Source organism: Amycolatopsis sp. NPDC003865 (genome assembly GCF_053605345.1).
Genome location: NZ_JBSGJA010000034.1, coordinates 75,365 through 95,165, shown reverse-complemented (window position 1 = coordinate 95,165; position 19,801 = coordinate 75,365). Strand labels below are relative to the sequence as shown.

18 protein-coding genes and 2 pseudogenes are annotated in these 19,801 nt (G+C 72.4%); 10 read left to right on the top strand and 10 right to left on the bottom strand.

Annotation, left to right across the window (positions count from 1 at the left end; translation table 11 throughout):
* Together ACWEVP_RS46615 and ACWEVP_RS46610 are read left to right on the top strand one after the other, a co-directional pair.
* Positions 1 to 2,108: PKD domain-containing protein (locus tag ACWEVP_RS46615; protein ID WP_452069039.1), on the top strand; the 2,108-nt coding region annotated here is incomplete at its 5' end.
* A 297-nt stretch (positions 2,109 to 2,405) separates the two neighbouring features.
* A complete protein-coding gene (locus ACWEVP_RS46610; RefSeq protein WP_452069038.1) occupies positions 2,406 to 3,902 on the top strand; it encodes a sialidase family protein in 1,497 nt (498 codons plus the stop codon).
* Between the two features lie 80 nt (positions 3,903 to 3,982).
* Here the strand turns inward: ACWEVP_RS46610 and ACWEVP_RS46605 are convergent, their stop codons facing one another.
* Positions 3,983 to 4,591 (bottom strand): MmpS family transport accessory protein, encoded by a 609-nt coding sequence (locus ACWEVP_RS46605; RefSeq protein ID WP_452069037.1) that lies wholly within the window; start codon positions 4,589 to 4,591, stop codon positions 3,983 to 3,985.
* Positions 4,592 to 4,748: 157 nt separating this feature from the next.
* On the opposite strand from ACWEVP_RS46605, the gene ACWEVP_RS46600 reads away from it, so the two are divergent.
* From ACWEVP_RS46600 to ACWEVP_RS46590, 3 genes are read left to right on the top strand one after another with little or no spacing between them, the layout of a single operon-like run.
* A complete protein-coding gene (locus ACWEVP_RS46600) occupies positions 4,749 to 5,960 on the top strand; it encodes a sensor histidine kinase (RefSeq protein WP_452069036.1) in 1,212 nt (403 codons plus the stop codon).
* Positions 5,957 to 6,616 (top strand): response regulator transcription factor, encoded by a 660-nt coding sequence (locus ACWEVP_RS46595; RefSeq protein ID WP_452069035.1) that lies wholly within the window; start codon positions 5,957 to 5,959, stop codon positions 6,614 to 6,616. The genes ACWEVP_RS46600 and ACWEVP_RS46595 overlap by 4 nt, the downstream gene beginning before the upstream one ends.
* A gap of 46 nt (positions 6,617 to 6,662) precedes the next feature.
* Positions 6,663 to 7,184 (top strand): STAS domain-containing protein, encoded by a 522-nt coding sequence (locus ACWEVP_RS46590; protein ID WP_452069034.1) that lies wholly within the window; start codon positions 6,663 to 6,665, stop codon positions 7,182 to 7,184.
* A 19-nt stretch (positions 7,185 to 7,203) separates the two neighbouring features.
* Here ACWEVP_RS46590 and ACWEVP_RS46585 read toward each other — a convergent pair whose 3' ends face one another.
* From ACWEVP_RS46585 to ACWEVP_RS46575, 3 genes are all read right to left on the bottom strand, one after another.
* A complete protein-coding gene (locus tag ACWEVP_RS46585) occupies positions 7,204 to 8,499 on the bottom strand; it encodes an MFS transporter (protein ID WP_452069033.1) in 1,296 nt (431 codons plus the stop codon).
* A gap of 78 nt (positions 8,500 to 8,577) precedes the next feature.
* Positions 8,578 to 9,084 carry a flavodoxin domain-containing protein gene (locus tag ACWEVP_RS46580; protein ID WP_452069032.1) on the bottom strand — a complete coding sequence of 169 codons (507 nt, stop codon included), beginning with the start codon at positions 9,082 to 9,084 and terminating at the stop codon, positions 8,578 to 8,580.
* A gap of 109 nt (positions 9,085 to 9,193) precedes the next feature.
* Positions 9,194 to 10,345 carry a nitric oxide synthase oxygenase gene (locus ACWEVP_RS46575; protein ID WP_452069031.1) on the bottom strand — a complete coding sequence of 384 codons (1,152 nt, stop codon included), beginning with the start codon at positions 10,343 to 10,345 and terminating at the stop codon, positions 9,194 to 9,196.
* Positions 10,346 to 10,763: 418 nt separating this feature from the next.
* On the opposite strand from ACWEVP_RS46575, the gene ACWEVP_RS46570 reads away from it, so the two are divergent.
* Both ACWEVP_RS46570 and ACWEVP_RS46565 read left to right on the top strand, forming a co-directional pair.
* Positions 10,764 to 11,768, top strand: coding sequence for a CobW family GTP-binding protein (locus ACWEVP_RS46570; protein WP_452069030.1), 1,005 nt, complete (start codon positions 10,764 to 10,766; stop codon positions 11,766 to 11,768).
* Between the two features lie 67 nt (positions 11,769 to 11,835).
* Complete coding sequence (locus ACWEVP_RS46565; protein ID WP_452069029.1) at positions 11,836 to 12,117, top strand: hypothetical protein; 282 nt, start codon at positions 11,836 to 11,838, stop codon at positions 12,115 to 12,117.
* On the opposite strand, the gene ACWEVP_RS46560 is transcribed toward ACWEVP_RS46565, so the two are convergent.
* Positions 12,114 to 12,674 (bottom strand): TetR/AcrR family transcriptional regulator, encoded by a 561-nt coding sequence (locus ACWEVP_RS46560; protein WP_452069028.1) that lies wholly within the window; start codon positions 12,672 to 12,674, stop codon positions 12,114 to 12,116. The two genes, ACWEVP_RS46565 and ACWEVP_RS46560, sit on opposite strands and share 4 nt — an antisense overlap.
* Before the next feature lie 90 nt (positions 12,675 to 12,764).
* Between ACWEVP_RS46560 and ACWEVP_RS46555 the strand changes: the two genes are divergently transcribed.
* On the top strand, positions 12,765 to 13,925 hold the full coding sequence (locus tag ACWEVP_RS46555) for an MFS transporter (RefSeq protein WP_452069027.1): 1,161 nt from the start codon (positions 12,765 to 12,767) through the stop codon (positions 13,923 to 13,925).
* 56 nt (positions 13,926 to 13,981) lie between these two features.
* Here the strand turns inward: ACWEVP_RS46555 and ACWEVP_RS46550 are convergent.
* The 3 genes and pseudogenes from ACWEVP_RS46550 to ACWEVP_RS46540 all read right to left on the bottom strand — a co-directional run.
* Positions 13,982 to 14,290: pseudogene (locus ACWEVP_RS46550) on the bottom strand (GNAT family N-acetyltransferase); the annotation flags it as partial.
* Positions 14,291 to 14,351: 61 nt separating this feature from the next.
* The gene (ligD, locus tag ACWEVP_RS46545) at positions 14,352 to 15,356 is read right to left on the bottom strand and encodes a non-homologous end-joining DNA ligase (protein WP_452069026.1); all 1,005 of its coding nucleotides are present in this window, start codon (positions 15,354 to 15,356) and stop codon (positions 14,352 to 14,354) included.
* Positions 15,353 to 16,432: an ATP-dependent DNA ligase gene (locus ACWEVP_RS46540; RefSeq protein WP_452069025.1), complete on the bottom strand. Its 1,080-nt coding sequence runs from the start codon at positions 16,430 to 16,432 to the stop codon at positions 15,353 to 15,355. Before ACWEVP_RS46540 ends, ligD begins: the two co-directional genes overlap by 4 nt.
* Positions 16,433 to 16,486: 54 nt before the next feature.
* Between ACWEVP_RS46540 and ACWEVP_RS46535 the strand changes: the two genes are divergently transcribed.
* Positions 16,487 to 16,993, top strand: coding sequence for a DinB family protein (locus ACWEVP_RS46535; RefSeq protein ID WP_452069024.1), 507 nt, complete (start codon positions 16,487 to 16,489; stop codon positions 16,991 to 16,993).
* On the top strand, positions 16,993 to 17,916 hold the full coding sequence (locus tag ACWEVP_RS46530) for a squalene cyclase (RefSeq protein ID WP_452069023.1): 924 nt from the start codon (positions 16,993 to 16,995) through the stop codon (positions 17,914 to 17,916). The genes ACWEVP_RS46535 and ACWEVP_RS46530 overlap by 1 nt, the downstream gene beginning before the upstream one ends.
* A 186-nt stretch (positions 17,917 to 18,102) precedes the next feature.
* On the opposite strand, the pseudogene ACWEVP_RS46525 reads toward ACWEVP_RS46530, so the two are convergent.
* Together ACWEVP_RS46525 and ACWEVP_RS46520 are read right to left on the bottom strand one after the other, a co-directional pair.
* Positions 18,103 to 18,482, bottom strand: a pseudogene (locus ACWEVP_RS46525) (leucine zipper domain-containing protein); the annotation flags it as partial.
* A gap of 87 nt (positions 18,483 to 18,569) precedes the next feature.
* The gene (locus ACWEVP_RS46520) at positions 18,570 to 19,748 is read right to left on the bottom strand and encodes a DUF1015 family protein (protein WP_452069022.1); all 1,179 of its coding nucleotides are present in this window, start codon (positions 19,746 to 19,748) and stop codon (positions 18,570 to 18,572) included.
* Between the last annotated feature and the right edge of the window lie 53 nt (positions 19,749 to 19,801).

The window sequence follows — 19,801 nt, the reverse complement described above, 5'->3', positions numbered from 1 at the left end:
CCTTCCGGTTCAGCATCGACCCGAACCTCGGCCTGCCGGTCGTGGGTGACGTCGGCTGGAACACGTGGGAAGAGGTCGACGTCGTCCAGCGCGGGTCCAACCAGGGCTGGCCGTGCTGGGAGGGCAACCACCCGACCTCGGGCTACAGCGCCCTGGCGGGCTGCGCCGGCGTGCCGAACCAGGCGCCGATCTTCGAGTACCAGCACGGTACCGGCGCCATGCAGGGCAACAGCGTCACCGGCGGGATCGTCTACAACGGATCCAGCTACCCGGCCGCCTACCGCGGCTCGTACTTCTTCGGCGACTACGTGACCAACAAGATCTGGACGCTGCGCTACGACGACCAGGGCAAGCTCACGCAGGCACCGGAGAACCCGCCGGTCTTCACCGGCATCGGCGGCCCGGTCAAGTTCGCGGCGGCGCCGAACGGTGACATCGTCTTCGCCGACATCCTCAGCGGCAACCTGCGGCGGCTGAGCTACTCGGCGGGCAACACCGCGCCGGTCGCCAAGGCCACGACGACGACCGACCCGGACACCCGGACCGTGTCGTTCGACGGCTCCTCTTCGGTCGACTACGACAACGACCTGCTGAAGTACGACTGGGACTTCGGTGACGGGACCACCGTGACCGACGCCGGACCCAAGGTGTCCCACGCCTACGCGGCGGGCACCGAGTCGTTCACCGCGAAGCTGACGGTGCGGGACCCGCTGGGCCTGACCGGCACGACCGACATCAAGGTCGCGCCCGGCAACCACACCCCGCAGCTCACGCTGACCACGCCCGGCGACACCGCGACGTTCGCGGTCAACCAGCAGGTCAGCCTGAGCGCCACGGCGACCGACGCCGAGGACGGCCCCCTCACCGTCACCTGGACCACCGCGGTCCGGCACTGCCCGAGCGAGGCGACCTGCCACTCGCACCCCGGCGCCGGCGGCACGGGGGCGAGCTTCGCGCAGCCGTTCACCGAGCACCCGGACTCCCGGATGGAGTTCACCGCGACGGTGACCGACAGCGCGGGCGTCACCACATCCAAGACGTACACGGCGTGGCCGCGCCAGCACCGGATCACCCTGCTCAGCACGCAGCCCGCGGCGCTGAGCATCCCGGTCGAGGGCGGGGTCAACACGGCGCTGGTCACCGAGGGCGCCAGCTTCGACGTCGAAGCCTCGCCGCTGGGCACCGACGGCGTTTCGAAGTTCACCGGCTGGCAGGGCGGTCCCACCGACACGACGTGGGTCGTCACGGTCGGCACGAGCGATCTGACGCTGACGGCGAACTACGACACCCCGATCGACCAGCGCTACAAGGCCGACCCGGCACTGCAGGCGAAGCTCGGGGCGCCGACGGCGGCCGAGGTCACCGACGGCCTGGTCCACTACCGGACCTACGCGAACGGCCGGCTCTACTGGAGTACCGCGACCGGCACCAAGTACGTCACCGGGCCGGTGCTGACGAAGTACGTCGCCTTCGGCGGACACGCCAAGCTCGGCCCGCCGACGACCGACACGGCGGCGACGCCGGACGGCTCGGGGCAGTACAACCACTTCGTCGCCAACGGCAACGTCGGCTCGATCTACTACACGGCCCCGACCGGTGCCCACGCGATCTACGGTGAGATCCGCAAGAAGTGGGCGGCACTCGACTACGAACGCGGCCTCGGCTACCCGACGACCGACGAAACAGGCACACCCGACGGCGTCGGCCGGTACAACCACTTCGTCAAGGGCGCCAACGTCGGCTCGATCTACTACACCGCCGCGACCGGTGCCCACGCGATCTACGGTGAGATCCGCAAGAAGTGGGCGGCACTCGACTACGAACGCGGCCTCGGCTACCCGACGACCGACGAAACAGGCACACCCGACGGCATCGGGCGGTACAACCACTTCAGCCTCGGCCACTCGATCTACTTCACGAACGCGACCGGCGCGCACGCGGTGAAGGGCGAGATCCGCAAGCGCTGGGCGGCGCTGGGCTGGGAGCGGTCGTACCTGCGCTACCCGACGACCGACGAGTACGTCACGAACGGGGTGTACCGCAGCGACTTCCAGGGCGGCTACATCACGTACACGCCGGCGACCGGGGCAGTCGACCGTCCCTGGTGAGCGGTGCCGGAGGATGCGGCCGGTCACCGGATTTCCGGCGGCCGGCCGCATCGGCACCTCATCCCTGCCGGGCTTGACCGCCGACGTCGGCAACTCCGCCGCCGGGCCGCCGGCCACATCGGGTTCTCGATCTGCGGCGCACCCGCGAGCCGAGCTTCGCCGTAGCGTTCACCCGGCGTTTTCCTCCCGGCCATGAATAGTTCGTTATACGCCGGGTTGTACGGGTCTTGTACGGGCCGCGCCGACGCTGACCGCCGAGACGTAGGACGTAGAACGAATCCGTAGGGAGCTTTCACCGTGAAGATCACCCGACTCGCCCAGGGCCTCCTGGCCGGGCTGCTGGGGTGCGCCGCCGTCGCCGTCCCGGCGGCCGTCGGCGCCACCGCCGCGTCGGCCGACGTGGCCAGCACGCTGGTGTTCACCAAGAACACCGAAGGGCACGACTGCTACCGCATCCCGACCATCGTCAAGGGGAACAACGGCGACCTGCTCGCCTTCGCCGAGGGCCGCAACGGCGGCGCCGCCACCTGCGCCGACCTCGGCGAGATCGACCTCGTCATGAAACGCTCCACCGACGGCGGCAAGACGTGGAGCGCGCTGCAGACCGTCATCAAGGCCAACGGTGACACCAAGGGCAACCCGGCGCCGATCGTCATCCCGGGCAGCAACCGGATCGTGCTGCTGTCCACGATGCAGTGCTACACCAATCCCGCCTGCGGCCGGATCCCGCGCGTGTCGATCAGCGAGGACAACGGGAAGACCTGGGGCGCCCCCAGGGTCCTGACCACCGAGCTCGGGTTCGCGAGCGCGCCCGGCTGGCTGGCCACCGGCCCGTCGCACGGCATCGTGCTCACCCGCGGCGCGCACGCCGGCCGGATCGTCGCCGGCATGAGCTACACGACCGGCGGCAAGAACACCGGTTCCCTGGTCTACAGCGACGACCAGGGCGCGACGTGGCAGCGCGGAGCCACCGACACGTCCACATCGGACTTGATGAACCCGCAGGAGATCAGCGTCACCGAGCTGAAGGACGGCCGGATCTACGCCGCCGCGCGCAACGACGCCAACAGTGACAACAAATGTCTCTCCGATGGCACGCACAACCGCGCGTTCGCGATCAGCTCCGACGGCGGCGCGACGTTCAGCTCGAAGTTCGCCTTCGCGACCGACCTCGTCACCCCGACCGTGGAGGGCTCCACGGCGCGGATGAGCGCGACCGACACGGGCGCCAGGTACAACCGGATCGTCTTCGCCGCACCGTCCACTTGCGACCGCCGCAAGGAACTGCGCATCCACTCGTCGTTCGACGAGGGCGCCAACTGGACGGGCACGGCGGGCAGCCTGCTCGTGTGGGGCGACGACGCGGCCTACTCGGACATGGTGCAGCTGTCGCAGTCGTCGATCGGCGTGCTGTTCGAAGCGGGCCCGGAGTTCCACGCCAACGACACGATCCGCTACGCGGCGGTGACGGACACCCAGCTGGGCGCCCCGGCGTGCGGCGGCGGGTACGGCGTGATCGACCAGGCGCCGCTCGGCACGGCGGGCACGGTGTACCTGTCGTACAACGCTTCGAACGGCAAGAACTGCGTCAGCGCGATGAAGAGCACCTCCGCGGGAACGGCGACGCAGACGTCGGCCTACCTGGAGGTCCAGGGTTCGACGCGGGCCACCGACTCGGGCGCGTTCTCCTACTTCGCCGGCCCGGTCTCGGCCACCGCCGCGGACAAGTGCGTCAAGTGGGGCGGCGCGGTCGACGGCCAGGCCTACAACAGCGAGTTCGAGCACTGCGGCTGACGGGTGGGACCCGCCCCCTGGCCGGGTCCCACCCTCCTCCCCGCGCCGCCCGGCCCCCTCGTCCGGGCGGCGCGGAGCCGTCAGAAGCCGGTGCAGCCGGCGACCGCGAGCGGGCCCGACGCGGTCGCCGTCTTCGTCTGCTTGCCGTCGACGACGACCTTGCAGGTGACCGAACCGCCCTCGGGCCCAGTGGTCGCGGCGAACTGGGCGCCTTCGAGGAACCCCGTCGCCTCGACCGTCTTCGTCCACGGCACCGCCGCCGACTGCTCGGTGTTGATCAGGATCGTGTGCTGGTCGAACGTGCTGTAGACGACGTCGGCCGACTTCGCGTCCCCGGTCACCTCGTAGGTCACGGTGTGGTGCTGGGTGGCCTGGTCGTTCACGTCGCTGATCGCCTTGCCGATCACCACCACCCACAGGATGCTCACCACCAGCCCGAGCACCGAGACGACGATCCCGGCGATCGACAGCCCCTTGTTGGTGGCCTTCCCGGCCCGGACCCTGGCGACGCCGACCGCGGACAGGATCAGGCCGAGCACGACCAGCGGCCAGGCGACGACCCCGACGAACGGGATCGGCGAGAACACCAGCCCGACGAGGCCGAGGACGAAGCCGGCCGTGCCGAGGCCGTTGCGCGGCGGCGCGGGCGGTGCGGCCACGGGCTGCTGGAGCGGGGTGTAGTCGGTCATCGGGGTTCCTTTCGCCTCTGCTGACGGCGAGCAGGTAACCAGTGGCGCGGCCCCGCCCGCGTCGTCCGCGGGACTCAGGCGCGCTACGACGAAAGTCGTCACCGCGGCCGGCGGGAACCAGCGGAAGGGCGGACGGCGGCGCCCGTAGGCTTCTCCCATGGGACGGTCCGTGCTGGGCGTGGTGTGCACCGTGCTCGCGGTCGCCGCGAGCCTGGTGAGCGGGATCGCCAACGTGGCGCTGGAGATCAGCGTGGCGGGCAGCGACGAGCTCCACCCGACGGCCGGCGCGCTGCTGGGCTGGTTCCTCGGGGTGGGCGCGGCGATCATGCTCGTCTGGCGGCACCGCTGGCCCCTGGTCGTCACCGGCATCGCGATCGTGCCCCCGCTGCTGCTGCGCGCGGACTCGCTGGCCGCGCTCATCGCCCTCGCCGCGCTCGCGACCTACTTCACCGGCTGGTGGCGCTGGAGCGCGGCGGCCCTCGTGTTCGCCGCGACCGGCCTGGCGGTGTGGCGCGACGTGGGCCGGGACGCGGAGCTGTCGCTGTCCGAAGCCTGGATCTCGACGGGCACGACCGGCGCCATGCTGACCGGGGTCGTCCTCACCGCCGCGTTCTACACGGCGATCCCGCTCACCATCGGGGTCGTCCGGCACAGCATCACCGAAACGCGGCGCCGGACCGCCGAGCAGGCCGCCCTGCGCGACCAGGTGGCGCGCCGCGAGGAGCAGGCGCGGATCGCCCGGGAGATGCACGACGTCCTCGGGCACCGCCTTTCGCTGCTTTCGCTGCAGGCGGGCGCGCTCGAGGTCACCAGCGGCACCACCCCGGACGCCGCGGCGGCGGCCAAGACCGTGCGGACGACCGCCCGGCAGTCGCTCGACGACCTGCGCCAGGTCATCGGCGTCCTGCGCGGCCCCGGGTTCGCCGACCGGCCGGCCGGCGGGCCCGCGCAGCCGCCCCAGCCGACGCTCGCCGACATCCCCGACCTGGTCACCGGCGCGCGGCAGGCGGGCCTCGCGGTCAACCTGACCGTCCTGCTCGACCAGGCCACCACCGCCCCGGCGCCGCTCGGGACGGCCGCTACCGGATCCTCCAGGAAGCGCTCACCAACGTCCTGCGGCACGCGCCGGGCGCGCCCGCGGAGGTCTCGGTGCGCGGCGGTCCCGGCGCCGGGCTGCTCATCGAGGTCGTCAACGCGCTGCCGCCGCACCCGGTGCCCTCGCCCGGTTCGGGCACCGGTCTCACCGGCGTCAACGAACGGATCGCGCTCCTCGGCGGGACGCTCGCCGCGGGCCCGGCCGACGAGCGGACGTTCGTGCTGCGGGCCTCGCTCCCGTGGGTGCCGCCCGCGCCCTAGCATGGGCGGGTGAGCGTGCGCGTACTGCTCGTCGACGACGACCCGCTGGTCCGCACCGGACTGTCCATGATCCTCGGCAGCACCCCCGACCTCGAGGTCGTCGCGGAGGCGGGCGACGGCGACGAAGCCGTCCAGCAGGTCGCGCGGCACGCGCCGGACGTGGTGATCATGGACATCCGGATGCGCCGGATGAACGGCCTCACCGCGACGGCGGCGGTGCTCGCCCAGCCGCGGGCGCCGAAGGTGCTGATCCTGACGACGTTCGACCTCGACGAGTACGTCTTCGAGGCCCTCGCGGCCGGCGCGAGCGGCTTCCTGCTCAAGGAGGGCTCGCCGCAGGAGATCATCGGGGCGGTCCGGGTGGTGGCGAACGGCGACGCGATGTTGTCGCCCCGCACGACCAAGCAGCTCATCGGCCAGTTCGTGGCGACCCGCGCCAACCCGCGCCGGGCCCGGGCCCAGTCCCGGCTGGAGCTGCTCAGCGACCGCGAACGCGAAGTCGTCACGGCGGTCGCGCAGGGCAAGCCGAACGCGGACATCGCGGCCGAGCTGTTCCTCAGCGAGGCGACGGTGAAGACCCACATCACGCGCACGTTCGCGAAGCTCGACGTGAGCAACCGGGTGCAGCTGACCATCTTCGCCTACGAGGCGGGCCTGGTCACACCGTGACCGGCGCCGGTGTTGCGGAATGGGCTCCGCGAGCGATGTAACAGGTATGGTCTGGCCCGAGGACGACGCCCGGCACCGCGAGGTGCTGGCGGCGCTCCGCGCCTGGGCCAGGGAGATCGACGCCGTCCCCTACCCCGCCGGCCTGGACGTCGACGCCCTGATGGCGCGGTACTACGACAGCCTGTGCGGTGACCCGCTGCCGGAAATGGAGCTCGTGGTGTCCACCACGGCCGAGGTCAGCGTCCTCGCCGTGCACGGCGACATCGACCTGGCCGGCAGCCTGCGGCTGCGGTCGCGGCTCGGCGAGGAGCTCGGCCTGGCCCCGCCGGTCCTCGTCCTGGACCTGACCGGCGCCACCCACTGTTCCGCCCGGGGCGTCGCCGAGCTCGTCGAGGCGGCCACGGACGCCCGCGAGGCCGGCGTCCCGTTCGCGATCGCGGGCTGCGCCCCGGTGGTCCGCCGGGCGATCGAGGCACTGGGCCTGAGCGAGGCGCTCCCGCTGCACCTCACGACGGCCGAGGCGCTCGACTGGCTCCTGCTCGTGGAACGGCTGAAGACGGTTCGGTGACCCGGGCGTCGCCGCCGAGCTACTTCGCCCCGGCCGGTGCCGTCGTCACCGCCGACTCGCCGAACCGGATCCCCTTGGCCTCCTTGCCGATCGCGGTCAGCACGGCGACCACCACCAGGCCCGGCACGACCGTCCACAAGAGAGCCGAGGAGTACCCGTGGGACTCCGCGATCGCCTGCTGGATCGGCAGGTTGAGCGCCGCCAGCAGGTTGCCCAGCTGGTAGGTCACGCCCGGGTAGAAGCCGCGGATCGCGTCCGGTGACATCTCCGTCAGGTGCGCCGGGATCACGCCCCACGCGCCCTGCACCATGACCTGCATCAGGAACGAGCCCAGCGCCAGCATCCCGGCGCCGTGGTCGAAGGCGAAGATCGGGATCACCGGCAGGCCGAGCACCGCGGCCGTCACGATCGTCCGGCGGCGGCCCAGCCGCTCCGACAGCGTGCCGAAGGTGAGGCCGCCGATGATCGCGCCGACGTTGTACAGCACCGCGATCCACGTGCTCGTCGACGCGCTGAGGCCGGCACCGCCGTTGTCGTGGGCCTTGAGGAAGCTCGGGTAGACGTCCTGGGTGCCGTGGCTCATCCAGTTGAACGCCGTCATCAGCAGGATCAGGTACCCGAAGCGGCGGATCACCTTCCCGTTCAGCAGGACGTCCTTGACCGACGTCCGCGTCACCTTCAGCTTCTCCCGGGTCGCTTCCCAGACCTCCGACTCGCGCACCCGGGCGCGGATCAGCAGCGTGATCAGCGCCGGGAAGATGCTCAGCACGAAAATCCAGCGCCACTCGAGACCGAGGGCCGAGTGGAACAGCAGGTACGCCAGCGCCGCCAGCAGGTACCCGATCGAATAGCCGACCTGCAGCAGGCCGGAGAAGAACCCGCGCCGCGCCACCGGGATCTTCTCCATCGCCAGCGCCGCGCCGAGCCCCCACTCGCCGCCCATGCCCACGCCGTAGACGAATCGCAGGATCAGCAGCACCGTGAAGTTCGGCGCGAACGCGCAGAGCAGACCGGCCACCGAGTACAGCAGGACGTCGGCGATCAGCGGGATCCGCCGGCCGACGCGGTCGGCCCACAGGCCGAAGAGGAGGGCGCCGACCGGCCGCATCACGAGGGTCGCCGTCGTGATGAACGCCAGCTGGGTCGCCGTCGCGCCGAACGACTTGTCCTTCGCGATGTCCGCGAGGACGAACACGACGAGGAAGTAGTCGAACGAATCCATGCTCCAGCCGAGCAGCGCCGCGAGGAACGCGTTGCGCTGATCGGATGTAAGCGCTTTCTTGCCTTGAGCCGGTGCTGCTTCCCGTTCCGTCACGTTCGCCCCGTCCCGTCGGTTTCTCACCGGAAGACCTCAGGGCTGGTCTAGCACCCACCGGACCGCGCGGGCAAGGGCCTACAGCGACACGCGCGTCCGGACGCGGCGGCCGACGTCGCGGGCCCACGCCTTGATCCGGTCCCAGTCCCGGAAGTCGCCCGCGCGCCGGCCCGAGGCCATCAGCCGCGGGATCAGCCCGCGCACGGTCGCCGGGTCCAGCCGGCCGCCGAAGGTCGCGGTGCGCTCCGCGTCGATGCGCGCGGCGAGCAGCGCCACGTTCGCCGGCAGGCTGACCTGGTGACCGGCGGCGCCGGGACCGCACGGTCCGCTGTGGAACAGCCACACCGGGCGCTCGGCGAGCGCCCGGGCGTTGCGCTCCAGCAGCCGCACGGCCTCGGGCCGCCAGCGGTGGTAGTACAGGGCGCTGCCGACGACGACCGCGGCGTAGTGGCCGACGGTGGCGACGTCGGCGGCGTCGCGTACGTCCACGCTCAGGCCGGCTTCGCCGAGCTCGGCGGCGATGACCTCGGCGATCTGCCGGGTTCCGCCGTGGCGCCCGGCGTAGGCGACGAGGACTGCGGTCATGCGTCCCATTGTCGGCCCTGCCGCGCGGTCTTGCGCCGCGGGCCGCGCACGATCCGCCATACGGGCGCTCCGACGTTGCTCTCCGTGGCTCCCCGCCCGCCGCGGCTACTCAGTCCGGTGAGAGGAACGCGGGCCGCTCCCCGGGGTCGGGCGGGTCGTAGTACCGGTGGAAGACCGGGGTCTGGCCGCCCGACAGCGGCGGGACGATCCAGCTCCAGTCGGCCGGGCACCGCCGGCCGGACCGCTCTTCGCGGTCCAGGTGGGACAGGAACCGCCGCGATTCGGTGTGGTGGTCGGCCATCGTCACGCCGGCCGCGTCGAACGAGTGCTGCACGGCGAGCGTCAGCTCGACCAGCGCCCGGTCGCGCCACAGCGTCCGCTCCGACGTCGTGTCCAGGCCCATCAGCTCGGCCACGACCGGCAGCAGGTCGTAGCGCAGCTCGTCGGCCAGGTTCCGCGCCCCGATCTCGCTGCCGACGTACCAGCCGTTGAACGGCGCGGCGGGGTAGGTGACGCCCCCGATCACCAGGGGCATGTTGCTGATCGCCGGCACGGCGTGCCAGCGCAGGCCGAGCCCGGCGAACCAGCGGTGGTCGGGGTGGGTCAGCGGCACCTCGAGGACGGCGTCCGCCGGGAGCGTGAACAGCCGCCGGTCGCCCGGCTCCGCCTCGATCAGCAGCGGCAGGACGTCGAAGGAGCCCTTGCGCTCCGGGGGCCGCCAGCCGAGTCTTCGCACCTGCTCGGTGAACTCCGCGTAGCGCGGGTCGCCGAGGACCGAACCGTCGTCCAGGCGGTACCCGGCGTACCGGATCAGCTGTTCGTTGTGGATGCGCGGCCCGGGCGCGGCCGGCGTGTCGGGGGCGAAGACGGTGATCGTCGGCCGGATCCGGCCGCCGCGCGTGGCCTGGCGCAGGTGGGCGGTGCATTCGCCGGCGATCGCGGCGGCGTCGGTGACCCGGCGCCGGTCGCGGATCCGGAGGCTGTGCCAGTACAGCCGGCCGATGCAGCGGGCGGAGTTGCGCCACGCGACGCGCGCGCCGTAGGCCAGCTCGGCCGCGGTGTGCCGGTAGGTGCCCGTTTCGGCGATTTCCGCGCGGATCTGCGCGAGCCGGGTCTCGAAGCGGTCGCCGTCGTCGGCGGCGCCTTCGGCGAACATGCGGTCCAGGAATTCCTCCGCTTCCGCGGAATTGACGCTCTGCTCCTCCGAGACGCGCTGGTAGATCGGCAGCGAGGGCGTCACCCGCTCGGGTGTAACCGTCATCGCGCTCCCCCACTCTCCGGAATCGTGTTCTGCATCCCGACGGAAAGGTTCACCGTTCCTCCGATGGTCGCCGGCAACGGGGCAGGCCGGAAGTCGCTGCCACCGCAGCGCCTCCGGCCAGGCCGGGGAGAGTACCCCACGTTCACGCGGACGCAATCCACCGGATGTGAACGGCACCGGGCCGCGTCCCGGAATTCCGCCCCGGCCAGCGAAAACGCCGGAAAAATAACTGCTACCAAGCGTTATCCGGACATGTCACTGCGCATTTCCCGTCAATAGATCACTGTGGACAGTGAAGCCACTGTGATCCTTTATCTCCGGCCGGCCTGCGTCTTTTCGAGGGTATTCGTCCAACGGCCTTCTCGGGCGCCGGTCCCCCGTGTATCGACGCGCCCGCGCGCGACGCTAGAGTCGTTTTGTGCGCAAGATCCCCGTGGTTCTCGTCGCCGGGTTCCTCGGCGCGGGCAAGACGACGCTGCTCAACCACCTGCTCGCCAACCGCGAGGGCGCCCGGGTCGGCGTCGTGGTCAACGACTTCGGCAGCGTCAACGTCGACGCGCTCGCCGTGGCCGGCCAGGTCGACACGATGGTCTCGCTGGGCAACGGGTGCCTGTGCTGCGCGGTCGACGCGAGCGGGCTCGACGCCATGCTGGGCCGGCTCTCCTCGGCCGAGGCGGGGATCGACGTCATCGTCGTCGAGGCCAGCGGCATCGCCGAGCCGCGCGACCTGATCCGGCTGATGATCGCCAGCGAGAACCCGGACATCCGCTACGGCGGGCTCGCGGAGGTGGTGGACGCCGCCGAGTTCGAGGCCGCCCGCGAGCGCCACCCCGAACTGGCCGACCACGTGCGGCTGGCCGACCTGGTGGTGCTGAACAAGGCCGACCGGGTGGCCGCGGAGGAGCTGGCGAAGCTCACCGCGACGGTCGAGGAGCTCGCGCCGGGCCGTCCGCTGCTGGTCACCTCGCACGGGCGCGTCGACCCGCGGCTGTTCTTCGACCCCGAGCCCCGCGGCGAGCGCGTCGGCCAGCTGTCGTTCGACGACCTGCGCGAGCACGACCACGCCGAGCACCTGCACGCGGCGTACGAGACGGTGACGTTCACCGCCGGGACGCCGCTGGCGCCGAAGGCGTTCGTCGAATGGCTGGAGCGGCGCCCGGCCGGGCTGTACCGGATGAAGGGCCAGGCCGACTTCGGCGCCGGCGAGCGCTTCCGGCTGCACACGGTGGGCGGGTTCGTGCAGCTGGAGCGCTCGGCGTGGCCCGCGGACGAGCCCCGGCGCACCGAGCTGGTGCTGATCGGCGCGGGCATCGACGCCGACGCGGTACTGGCGGAACTGGCGGCGTGCGTGGCACCGGACCCGTCGGCGGTCGACGAACGCGGGCTGCTGCACATCCTCCGCTACCTGCCGGACCAGGCCTGAGGCCCCGCCACGCCGAAGACCGGCAAATGCGCCGGGGGCGTGGGAGCGGCGACGGAGACTGAGGGCCATGACGACCACCGCGGTGAGCGCGCCACGCTGGTACCTGGTCGGCGTGCTGCCCGAAGAGGTGCCGTTGGCGCACTTGATGACCCGCTCCGGCGACCTGCGCTACCGGCGTTCGGCGTGCGGGGAGCGCGAGTCCCGCAGCTGGAAGCCGGTGGACCTGACGACGTCGGAGGTGGCGCCCTGCCCGGCGTGCGTCGCGACGCTGCCGGCCCCGCCGGCGGGGATCCGCGTGGCTCCGGCCGGCGATGACCTCGGCCAGCTCTCGCTGGACCTGGAGATCTAGGCGGTCAACGTCTCGGCGAGCCGCTTCGCCGTGCGGAACGGCTGCGCGTCACGAGCGACGACGGCGGTGACCGTCGCGCCCTCGAGCAGCAGCATCAGCTCGTCCGCGAGCCGTCCGGCGTCGGCGCGTCCGGCCCGGTCGAGCTGGGCGCGCAGGAAGCCGTGCAGCGCGGTCTTGTGGTGGCGGACGACTTCGCGGACCGGGTCGTCGGGGTCGGGGAACTCCGAGGTCGCGTTGAGGAACGCGCAGCCGCGGTAGCCGTCGCGGGCCAGCCAGGTCTCGTAGGCGTCGAACACCGCCAGCACCCTGGCCCGCGCGCCGGCGTGCGCTTGCGTGATCCGGTCGATCTCCTCTTGCCACCGCCGGTCGCGTTCCCGCAGGTAGGCGACGACGAGCCGGGTCTTGGAGCCGAAGTTGCCGTAGAGAGCCGCCTTCGTCACGCCCGCCTCGGCCGCCACCGTGTCGACACCCACGGCGTGGATTCCGTCGCGGTAGAACAGCGTCGACGCGGCCTCGAGCACCTTGGCGCGCGCGGCACCGGGAGGGGTTCGGCCCACAGCGTCCTCCTGACCGATCGGTATGGCTCTGGCCTGCACTGACCGTACCATCGATTGACAACAGACAGACCTGTCTGTTTGGTGGAGGCCATGGCCCTCGAAACGGAACGGAAGACGACGGCCACGTGGTGGTCGACCGCCGCGGCCGGAGCGGCCGTGATCGCCCTCTGCTACGGCTTCGCGCGCTACGCGTACGGGCTGTTCGTGCCGCGGTTCAGCGAGACGTTCGGGCTGACGACCGTCGGCGCCGGCGTCCTCGGCGGCTTGTCCACCGCCGGGTACGGCCTCGGGCTGCTGATCTCGCCGGTGGCGTCCCGCCGCTCCGCGCACGGCACGGTCGTCCTGGCCGGCGCGGCGGCGACGCTCGGCCTCGCGGTGATGGCCGCCGCACCGGGGGTCGTGGTGTTCGGGGCGGGGATCGTCGTCGCGGGCGCCGGTGCGGGCCTGGTGTCACCCGGCGTAGCCCAGCTGATCGGCCGGACGGTCGGCGCGAGCGTCCGGGACCGGGCGCAGACCTGGGCCAACACCGGCACCGGGCTCGGGCTGGCGGCCTCGGCGTTCACGCCCCTGCTGACGTTCGGCTGGCCCGCGATCTGGTCGGCGTTCGCCGCGCTCGGCGTGGGGGTGACGCTGCTCGCCCGGCGGGTGCTGCCCCAGGCCCCGGCTGTGCCGCCGGAGCCCGCCCCGGCCCGGGGCAAGGCGCCGCTGGTGGTCAACTCGGTCCTGATCGGGGTGACGAGCGCGCCGTACTGGACGTTCTCGAGCTCGCGGCTCGCCGAAGCGGGCCTGAGCCCGGTCGCGGTCACGTGCTGCTGGTGCGCGATCGGCGTGGCCGGGTTGTTCGGCGGCGGGGCGGGCCGGCTGGCCGAGCGGGTGGGCTTGCGGACCGCGAACGTGGCGGTGTGGACGCTGGCGGCCGGCGGGATCGGCTTGCTCGCCCTGCCCCGCCCGGGGTTGCCCGGCGCGCTGGTGTCGAGCGCGCTGTTCGGCTTGACGTACATGGCGCTGACGGGGTTGTGCATCTTGTGGGCCGCCCGGCTGTTCCCCGAGCGGCCGGCCCGCGGGGTGACGTGGTCGTTCGCCGGGCTGGGCGCCGGTCAGACGGCGGCGGCCCCGCTGGCCGGCGCGGCGGCGTCGGTCGCCGGCCAGGCGGCGGTGTTCGGGGTGACCGGGTTGCTGGCGCTGCTCGCGTGGAGCCAGCTCTCGCCCCGGCTCGCACCACCGGCCGGCCAAGCCAGCTCCTTCTCGTAGCAGACCGACTCCGGATCACCTTGGTGCGGCGGGAAGTTCGGCACCCGCAGGTACCCCGCCCGCTCGTACAACCTCATCGCCGCGGGCCGGCGGATTCCGGTTTCGAGCCGAAGGCGCACCCCGCCGTCACTGCGGACCAGGCGCTCGGACTCCGCCACCAGCGCCGTCGACACCCCGGTTCCGCGCGCGTCCGGCGCCACGAACATCCGCTTCAGCTCGTGCACCCCCGGCGAAACCGGCTCCACCGCGCAGCAGCCGATCGCCCGGGAACCGTCACGGGCCAGCAGAAACCGGCTCGCCGGGGCCAGCGGACGCAGGCGCGCGTCCGGGGGCAGGTCGTACACCACCACCAGCTCGGCCGTCATCGCCGTCAGCAGCGCCGGCAGGAACCCGTCGTCGGCCGGGCATTCCGCGACCGTGGCCACCTCACGCCTTCTTCGCCCGGCTCGGCGCCACCCGCGGCGGCTCGTTCGGCATCTTCGGGTACACCGGCGGCCAGGGCGCGTCCATCAACCCGTTCGCCAGGTCCGCTTCGGACATCTCCAGCAGCGGCTCGATCGACTGCGGCCGCTCCCCCGCCCCGGCCCACGGGTCGCCCCGCTCGGCCACCCGCGCCGGCACCGTGCTGAGCGTGAACGCGTCCGGCTCGACACCGTCCAGTTCGTCCCACGCGATCGGCGTGGACACCTGGCCGCCCACCCGCGGCCGCACGCACCACGTGCCGAACACGGTCTTGTGCGGCGCGTTCTGGTTGAAGTCGACGAACACGCGCGACCCGCGTTCCTCCTTCCACCACTGCGCGGTGATCTTCTCCGGGTGCCGCCGCTCCAGCGCCCGCGCGAGCGCGACCGCCGCGGCCCGCACCTGGAAGCCGTCCCAGCGCGGTTCGAGCATCACGTACAGGTGCAGCCCCCGCGAACCGGACGTCTTCAGATGCCCTTCGATGCCGTGCTCCGCCAGGAAATCGCGGGTCAGCAACGCTGCCTCGCGCAGCTCGTCGAACCCGATCCCCGGCGACGGGTCGAGGTCGACGCGCAGCTCGTCGGTCACCTCGGGCCTGTTCGCGAGGTAGGGCCAGACGTGGAAGCCGAGACACCCCAGGTTCACCGCCCACAGGATGTGGGCGAGGTCCTTGGCCACCAGCGCGTCGCTCGTCGTGCCGTTCGGTGTCGAGACGACCGTGGTGCTCAGCCACGGCGGCGCGCCCTTGGGCACGCGTTTCTGGAACCAGTTCTTGCCGCCCGCGCCGTCCGGGTAGCGCTCCAGCAGCAGCGGGCGCCCGCCGAGCCGGGCCAGCAGCGGCCCCGAGATCGCGCGGTAGTACTCGACGAGGTCGAGCTTCGTCTGGCCCCGCTCCGGGAAGTAGACCTTGTCCGGGCTGCTGATCTTGACCTCGACGCCGTCGACGTCGAGCACCAGCGCCTCGCTCATCGCGCCTCCCCGAACAGCTCGGCGAGCTCGGCGGGCGGTGCCTCGTCGAGCTGGGCGTACGTGCACGACTCCGGCGTGCGGTCGGGCCGGAACCGGACCAGCCGGCCGCCGTGGCGGAACCGGCCGCCCTGCAGGTGCTCGTAGCGGACCTCCGCCACCCATTCGGGCCGCAGTGGCTCCCACGACAGCTCCTTCTGCGGCGCCCAGCGGCTCATCGCGCCCGGCCGGCGCCCGGGCTCGGGCTCGTACTCGGCCCAGGACCGCCACGGGTGGTTCTCGAGCGCGTTCTCCCGCAACGGCGCCAGCTCCTCGACGAGTTCGGCCCGCCGCGCCTTCGTGAAGCTGCTCGCGACGCCGACGTGGTGCAGCACGCCTTCGTCGTCGAACAGCCCGAGCAGCAGCGAACCGATGCCGGCACCGTCCTTGTGCCAGCGGAAGCCCGTCACGACGCAGTCGGCCGTGCGCTCGTGCTTGACCTTCAGCATCACGCGCTTGTCCTGCTCGTAGGGCAGGTCGCCGGGTTTGGCCATGACGCCGTCGAAGCCCGCGCCCTCGAACCGGGTGAACCAGTCCTCGGCCTGGGCGGGATCGTCGCTCAGCGGGGTCAGGTGGACGCGCTGGAGGCCCTCGGCGTCGGTGCGCAGGATGCTTTCCAGCTGCTTGCGCCGCTCGCGGAAGGGGGCCTCGGTGAGGTCGGTGTCGCCGAGGGCGAGCAGGTCGAAGGCGACGAAGCTGGCCGGCGTCTCCTCCGCCAGCTTGCGCACGCGCGACGCCGCCGGGTGCAGGCGCAGCTGCAGCGTCTCGAAGTCGAGCCCGGCCGGGGTGACCAGCACGATCTCGCCGTCCACGACGCACCGCGGCGGCAGCGCGGCGGCCAGCAGCTCGACCAGCTCCGGGAAGTAGCGGGTCAGCGGGCGGTCGTTGCGGGAGCCGAGCTCGATCTCGTCGCCGTCGCGGAACACGACGCAGCGGAAGCCGTCCCACTTGGGCTCGTACAGCAGCCCCAGGTCACGAGGCACCTCGTGCACGGCTTTCGCGAGCATCGGCCGCACGGGCGGCATCACGGGCAAGTCCACCGCGCGAGCTTAAAACACGGGTACGACATTTCCGGATGTGTTACACACTCCTCCGTGACCACCGAACGACCCGAACCACCCCTGACCGGGGGCGAGCGCGAAATGCTGCGCACGTTCCTCGACTTCCACCGCGCCACCCTCGCCATGAAGTGCGACGGGCTGTCCGACGAGGACCTCCGCCGGGCGTCGAGCCCGCCGTCGACGCTGTCGCTGCTGGGTCTGGTCCGGCACATGGCCGAGGTCGAGCGCACCTGGTTCCGGCGGGTGATCAACGCCGAGGACATCCCGCTGCGGTGGTCGTCCGAAGGGGACTTCCAGGCCGCCTACGACGCGAGCACCTCGACCCGCGCGGAGGCGTTCGAAGCGTGGCAGGCCGAAGTGGAGCAGTCGCGCAAGATCGAAGAAGCGGCCGAGTCCCTGGACGTCACCGGGTACCAGGCGCGCTGGGGCGAGGACGTTTCGCTGCGGCTGGTGATGCTGCACATGATCCACGAGTACGCGCGGCACAACGGCCACGCCGACTTCCTGCGCGAAGCCATCGACGGCGTCACGGGGGCCTGATGGACGTGCTCGCCTGGTTGCGCGCCTCCGATCCGGCCCTGCGCTGGCAGGTCGAGCGCGACCTGGCGGGCGAGCCGCCCGAGGTCTGGGCGGCGACGCGGGCGCGGATCGCGACCGAAGGCTTCGGCGCCCGGCTGCTCTCCCTGCAGGACGCGGACGGCCAGTGGGCGGGCGGCGCGTTCTTCCCGGCGGGCTTCCGCGGCGACGAGCCGCAGCCGTGGACGGCGACGACGTGGACGCTCAATTCCCTGCGCGAATGGGGTCTGGACGCTTCGGCGTTGCGCGGCACCGCGGCGCTGCTGGCCGGGAACAGCCGGTGGGAGTACGAGAACCTGCCCTACTGGGACGGCGAGGTCGACTGCTGCATCAACGCCTGGACGCTGGCCAACGGGGTCTGGCTCGGCGCGGACGTCGCGGGGATCGCGGAGTGGTTCGTCGAGCACCGGCTGCCGGACGGCGGCTGGAACTGCGAATGGGTCGAAGGATCGACGCGCTCGTCCGTCCACTCGACACTCAACTCGCTCAAGGGCCTCCTCGCCTGGGAAACGGCCACCGGCGGCTCGGCCGCCACGCGCGCCGCCCGCCGGGCCGGCGAGGAGTACCTGCTGGAGCGCCACCTCCTGCGGCGGCTTTCGACGGGCGAGCCGATCATCCCCGACGCGGGCGATTTCTCCTACCCGATCCGCTGGCACTACGACGTGCTGAACGCGGCTTCGTACTTCCGCGACACCGACCGGCCCGACCCGCGCCTGGCCGACGCGATCGAGCTGATCCGCGCGGCCCGGCAGCCGGACGGGACGTGGCTGCAGACCGAGCGGCACACCGGCCGGGTGTGGTTCGAAGTGGACGTACCGCCGGGCGAGCCGTCGAAGTGGCTGACGCTGTTCGCGACCCGGGTCCTGGCCTGGTGGGACGCCCGCTAGATGTGATGTCTAGGGAGATTGGTCAGCCGGGTGACCGGCGGCTTGCCGCCGGTTGCGCTGTGGGGTCGATGGTGATTGCAGAAGTGCAGCCAGCCCGGTAGTGCTGCCCGCCGCAGTGTTTCCGTCGGGTAGAAGCAGGCGTAGGCCACCGCCCGGCGCAGCACCGCGGCGGCAGTCACCGCGGTTTCGTCGGGGTTCGCCGGTGAGCCGGTCGATGCGGGACCGGCGGTTGATCCGGCAGCGCACCAGCACCGCGTGCACGGTGGAGCGGGCAGGCCGAGCCGGCCACCGATCTGGACCGGGCACGACCGGTACCGCCACCGCAGCCGCACAATCGCCCGCACCACCGGGCCGGCGGTGCGGGCCGGGCTGCGGTGCGGGCGGCTGCTGCGATCAGCCATCCCGGCCACGCCTTCGGCGCGGTAGCACTGCGCCCATTTCGCGGCAGTCTTGGCGGCGACCATGAACATCTTCGCCGCTTCGGCATGGGTCCAGCCCTGCTCGACGATCAGGCGGGCGAGCCGCAGCCGGGTACGTGCGGTCAGGGTGGCGTTAGGGTGGGACACGAAGGTCTCCGGAGGCCTTCACCTGTCTGCACGACAGGCCGCCAGTGGTCACCTCAACTCGGGACAACGTTCCTGGGCATCACAAAGCTAGAGCTCCGCGAGCACCAGCCCGCTGCGTGGCTTCGGCGTGAAGTAGGTGGCCTTCCGCGGCATCCGCCGCCCCGCCGCGTGCACGGCGAGGACGTCCGCGAACCGCACCGGCGCCAGCAGCACGACCGCGTCCGCGCCGGGCGGCACCGGCCGGCCCGCGGGCAGCGGCCGGCCCGCGGGCAGCGGCCGGACGCACGGCCCGTCCGGGTCCACCCCCAGCGCGTCGGCGAACAGGACCCGCTCGACGACCTCGTGGTCGATCACCGGGTGCGGCCCGTCCAGGACCGGGAGCGGGATCCGCAGCACCGCCGCTCCCGCGCGGACCACCACCTCGCCCGGGACCGGCTCCGCGTGCTCGTCGTAGCGGACGTCGAGCCCGGCCGCGGTCCACCGGGACACCAGGTCCTCCGGGCCGAGGCCGGTGCCCGTCAGCACCCGGTGGATCGCGCCGATCCGCAGCCGCGGCCCCGCCGTGACCAGGGCCAGCAACGCGCCGTGGCCGGCCGCCGAGGCCGCCGCGACCCGGTGGTTGCCGTCGGCCACCAGCAGGTCCGCCGCGGCGACCGAAGCCAGCAGGCGGTTCTGCAGCGGGCCGGGCGGCACCACCCACAGCTCGTGCCGCCGCCCGGCCGCGTCCGTGGTGGACAGATCGGGCAGGCCGAGGCCGGCGCAGGCCCGTTCGACCTGCTCGGTCAGCAGGTCGCCGTCCGAGGCCGGGACGAGCATCGCCGCGCTCGTCGCGCAGCCGAGCCCGGCCAGCACCGCGGCGCGCTCGGCCACGACGTCGGCGTAGACGTCCTCGGTGTGCCGGACCCGCGCGGCGCCGTCGTCGGTCACGGCCGCCGGGTCGACCAGGCAGAGCAGGCCGAGCGCCACGCCGTCCGGCCCTTCGATCCGGTAGGGCGCGACGACCTCGCGCACCGGCCGGTAGAACCGCTTGCGGAGCCGTTCGAGCACGGCGCGCGCGACCGGGACCGCGTCGGCCAGGCCGAGCCCGCGCGCCAGCGCCGCCGGCGTCCGGGCCGGGTGCTGCACGGCCAGCAGGGTGTCGGCGGCACCGGGCGCGGCCAGCGCGGCGACCACGCGGTCGGGCTCGGCGAATTCGTCGACGTCGGGGCCGGGCACCGCGTCGCGCACCACCCACCCCTGTCCGATCGGGCGGATCCAGTCGCTCATCCGACCCATCTTCCGCGATGCGCACCGGGACGGAAATTCACTGGGGTCCCGGG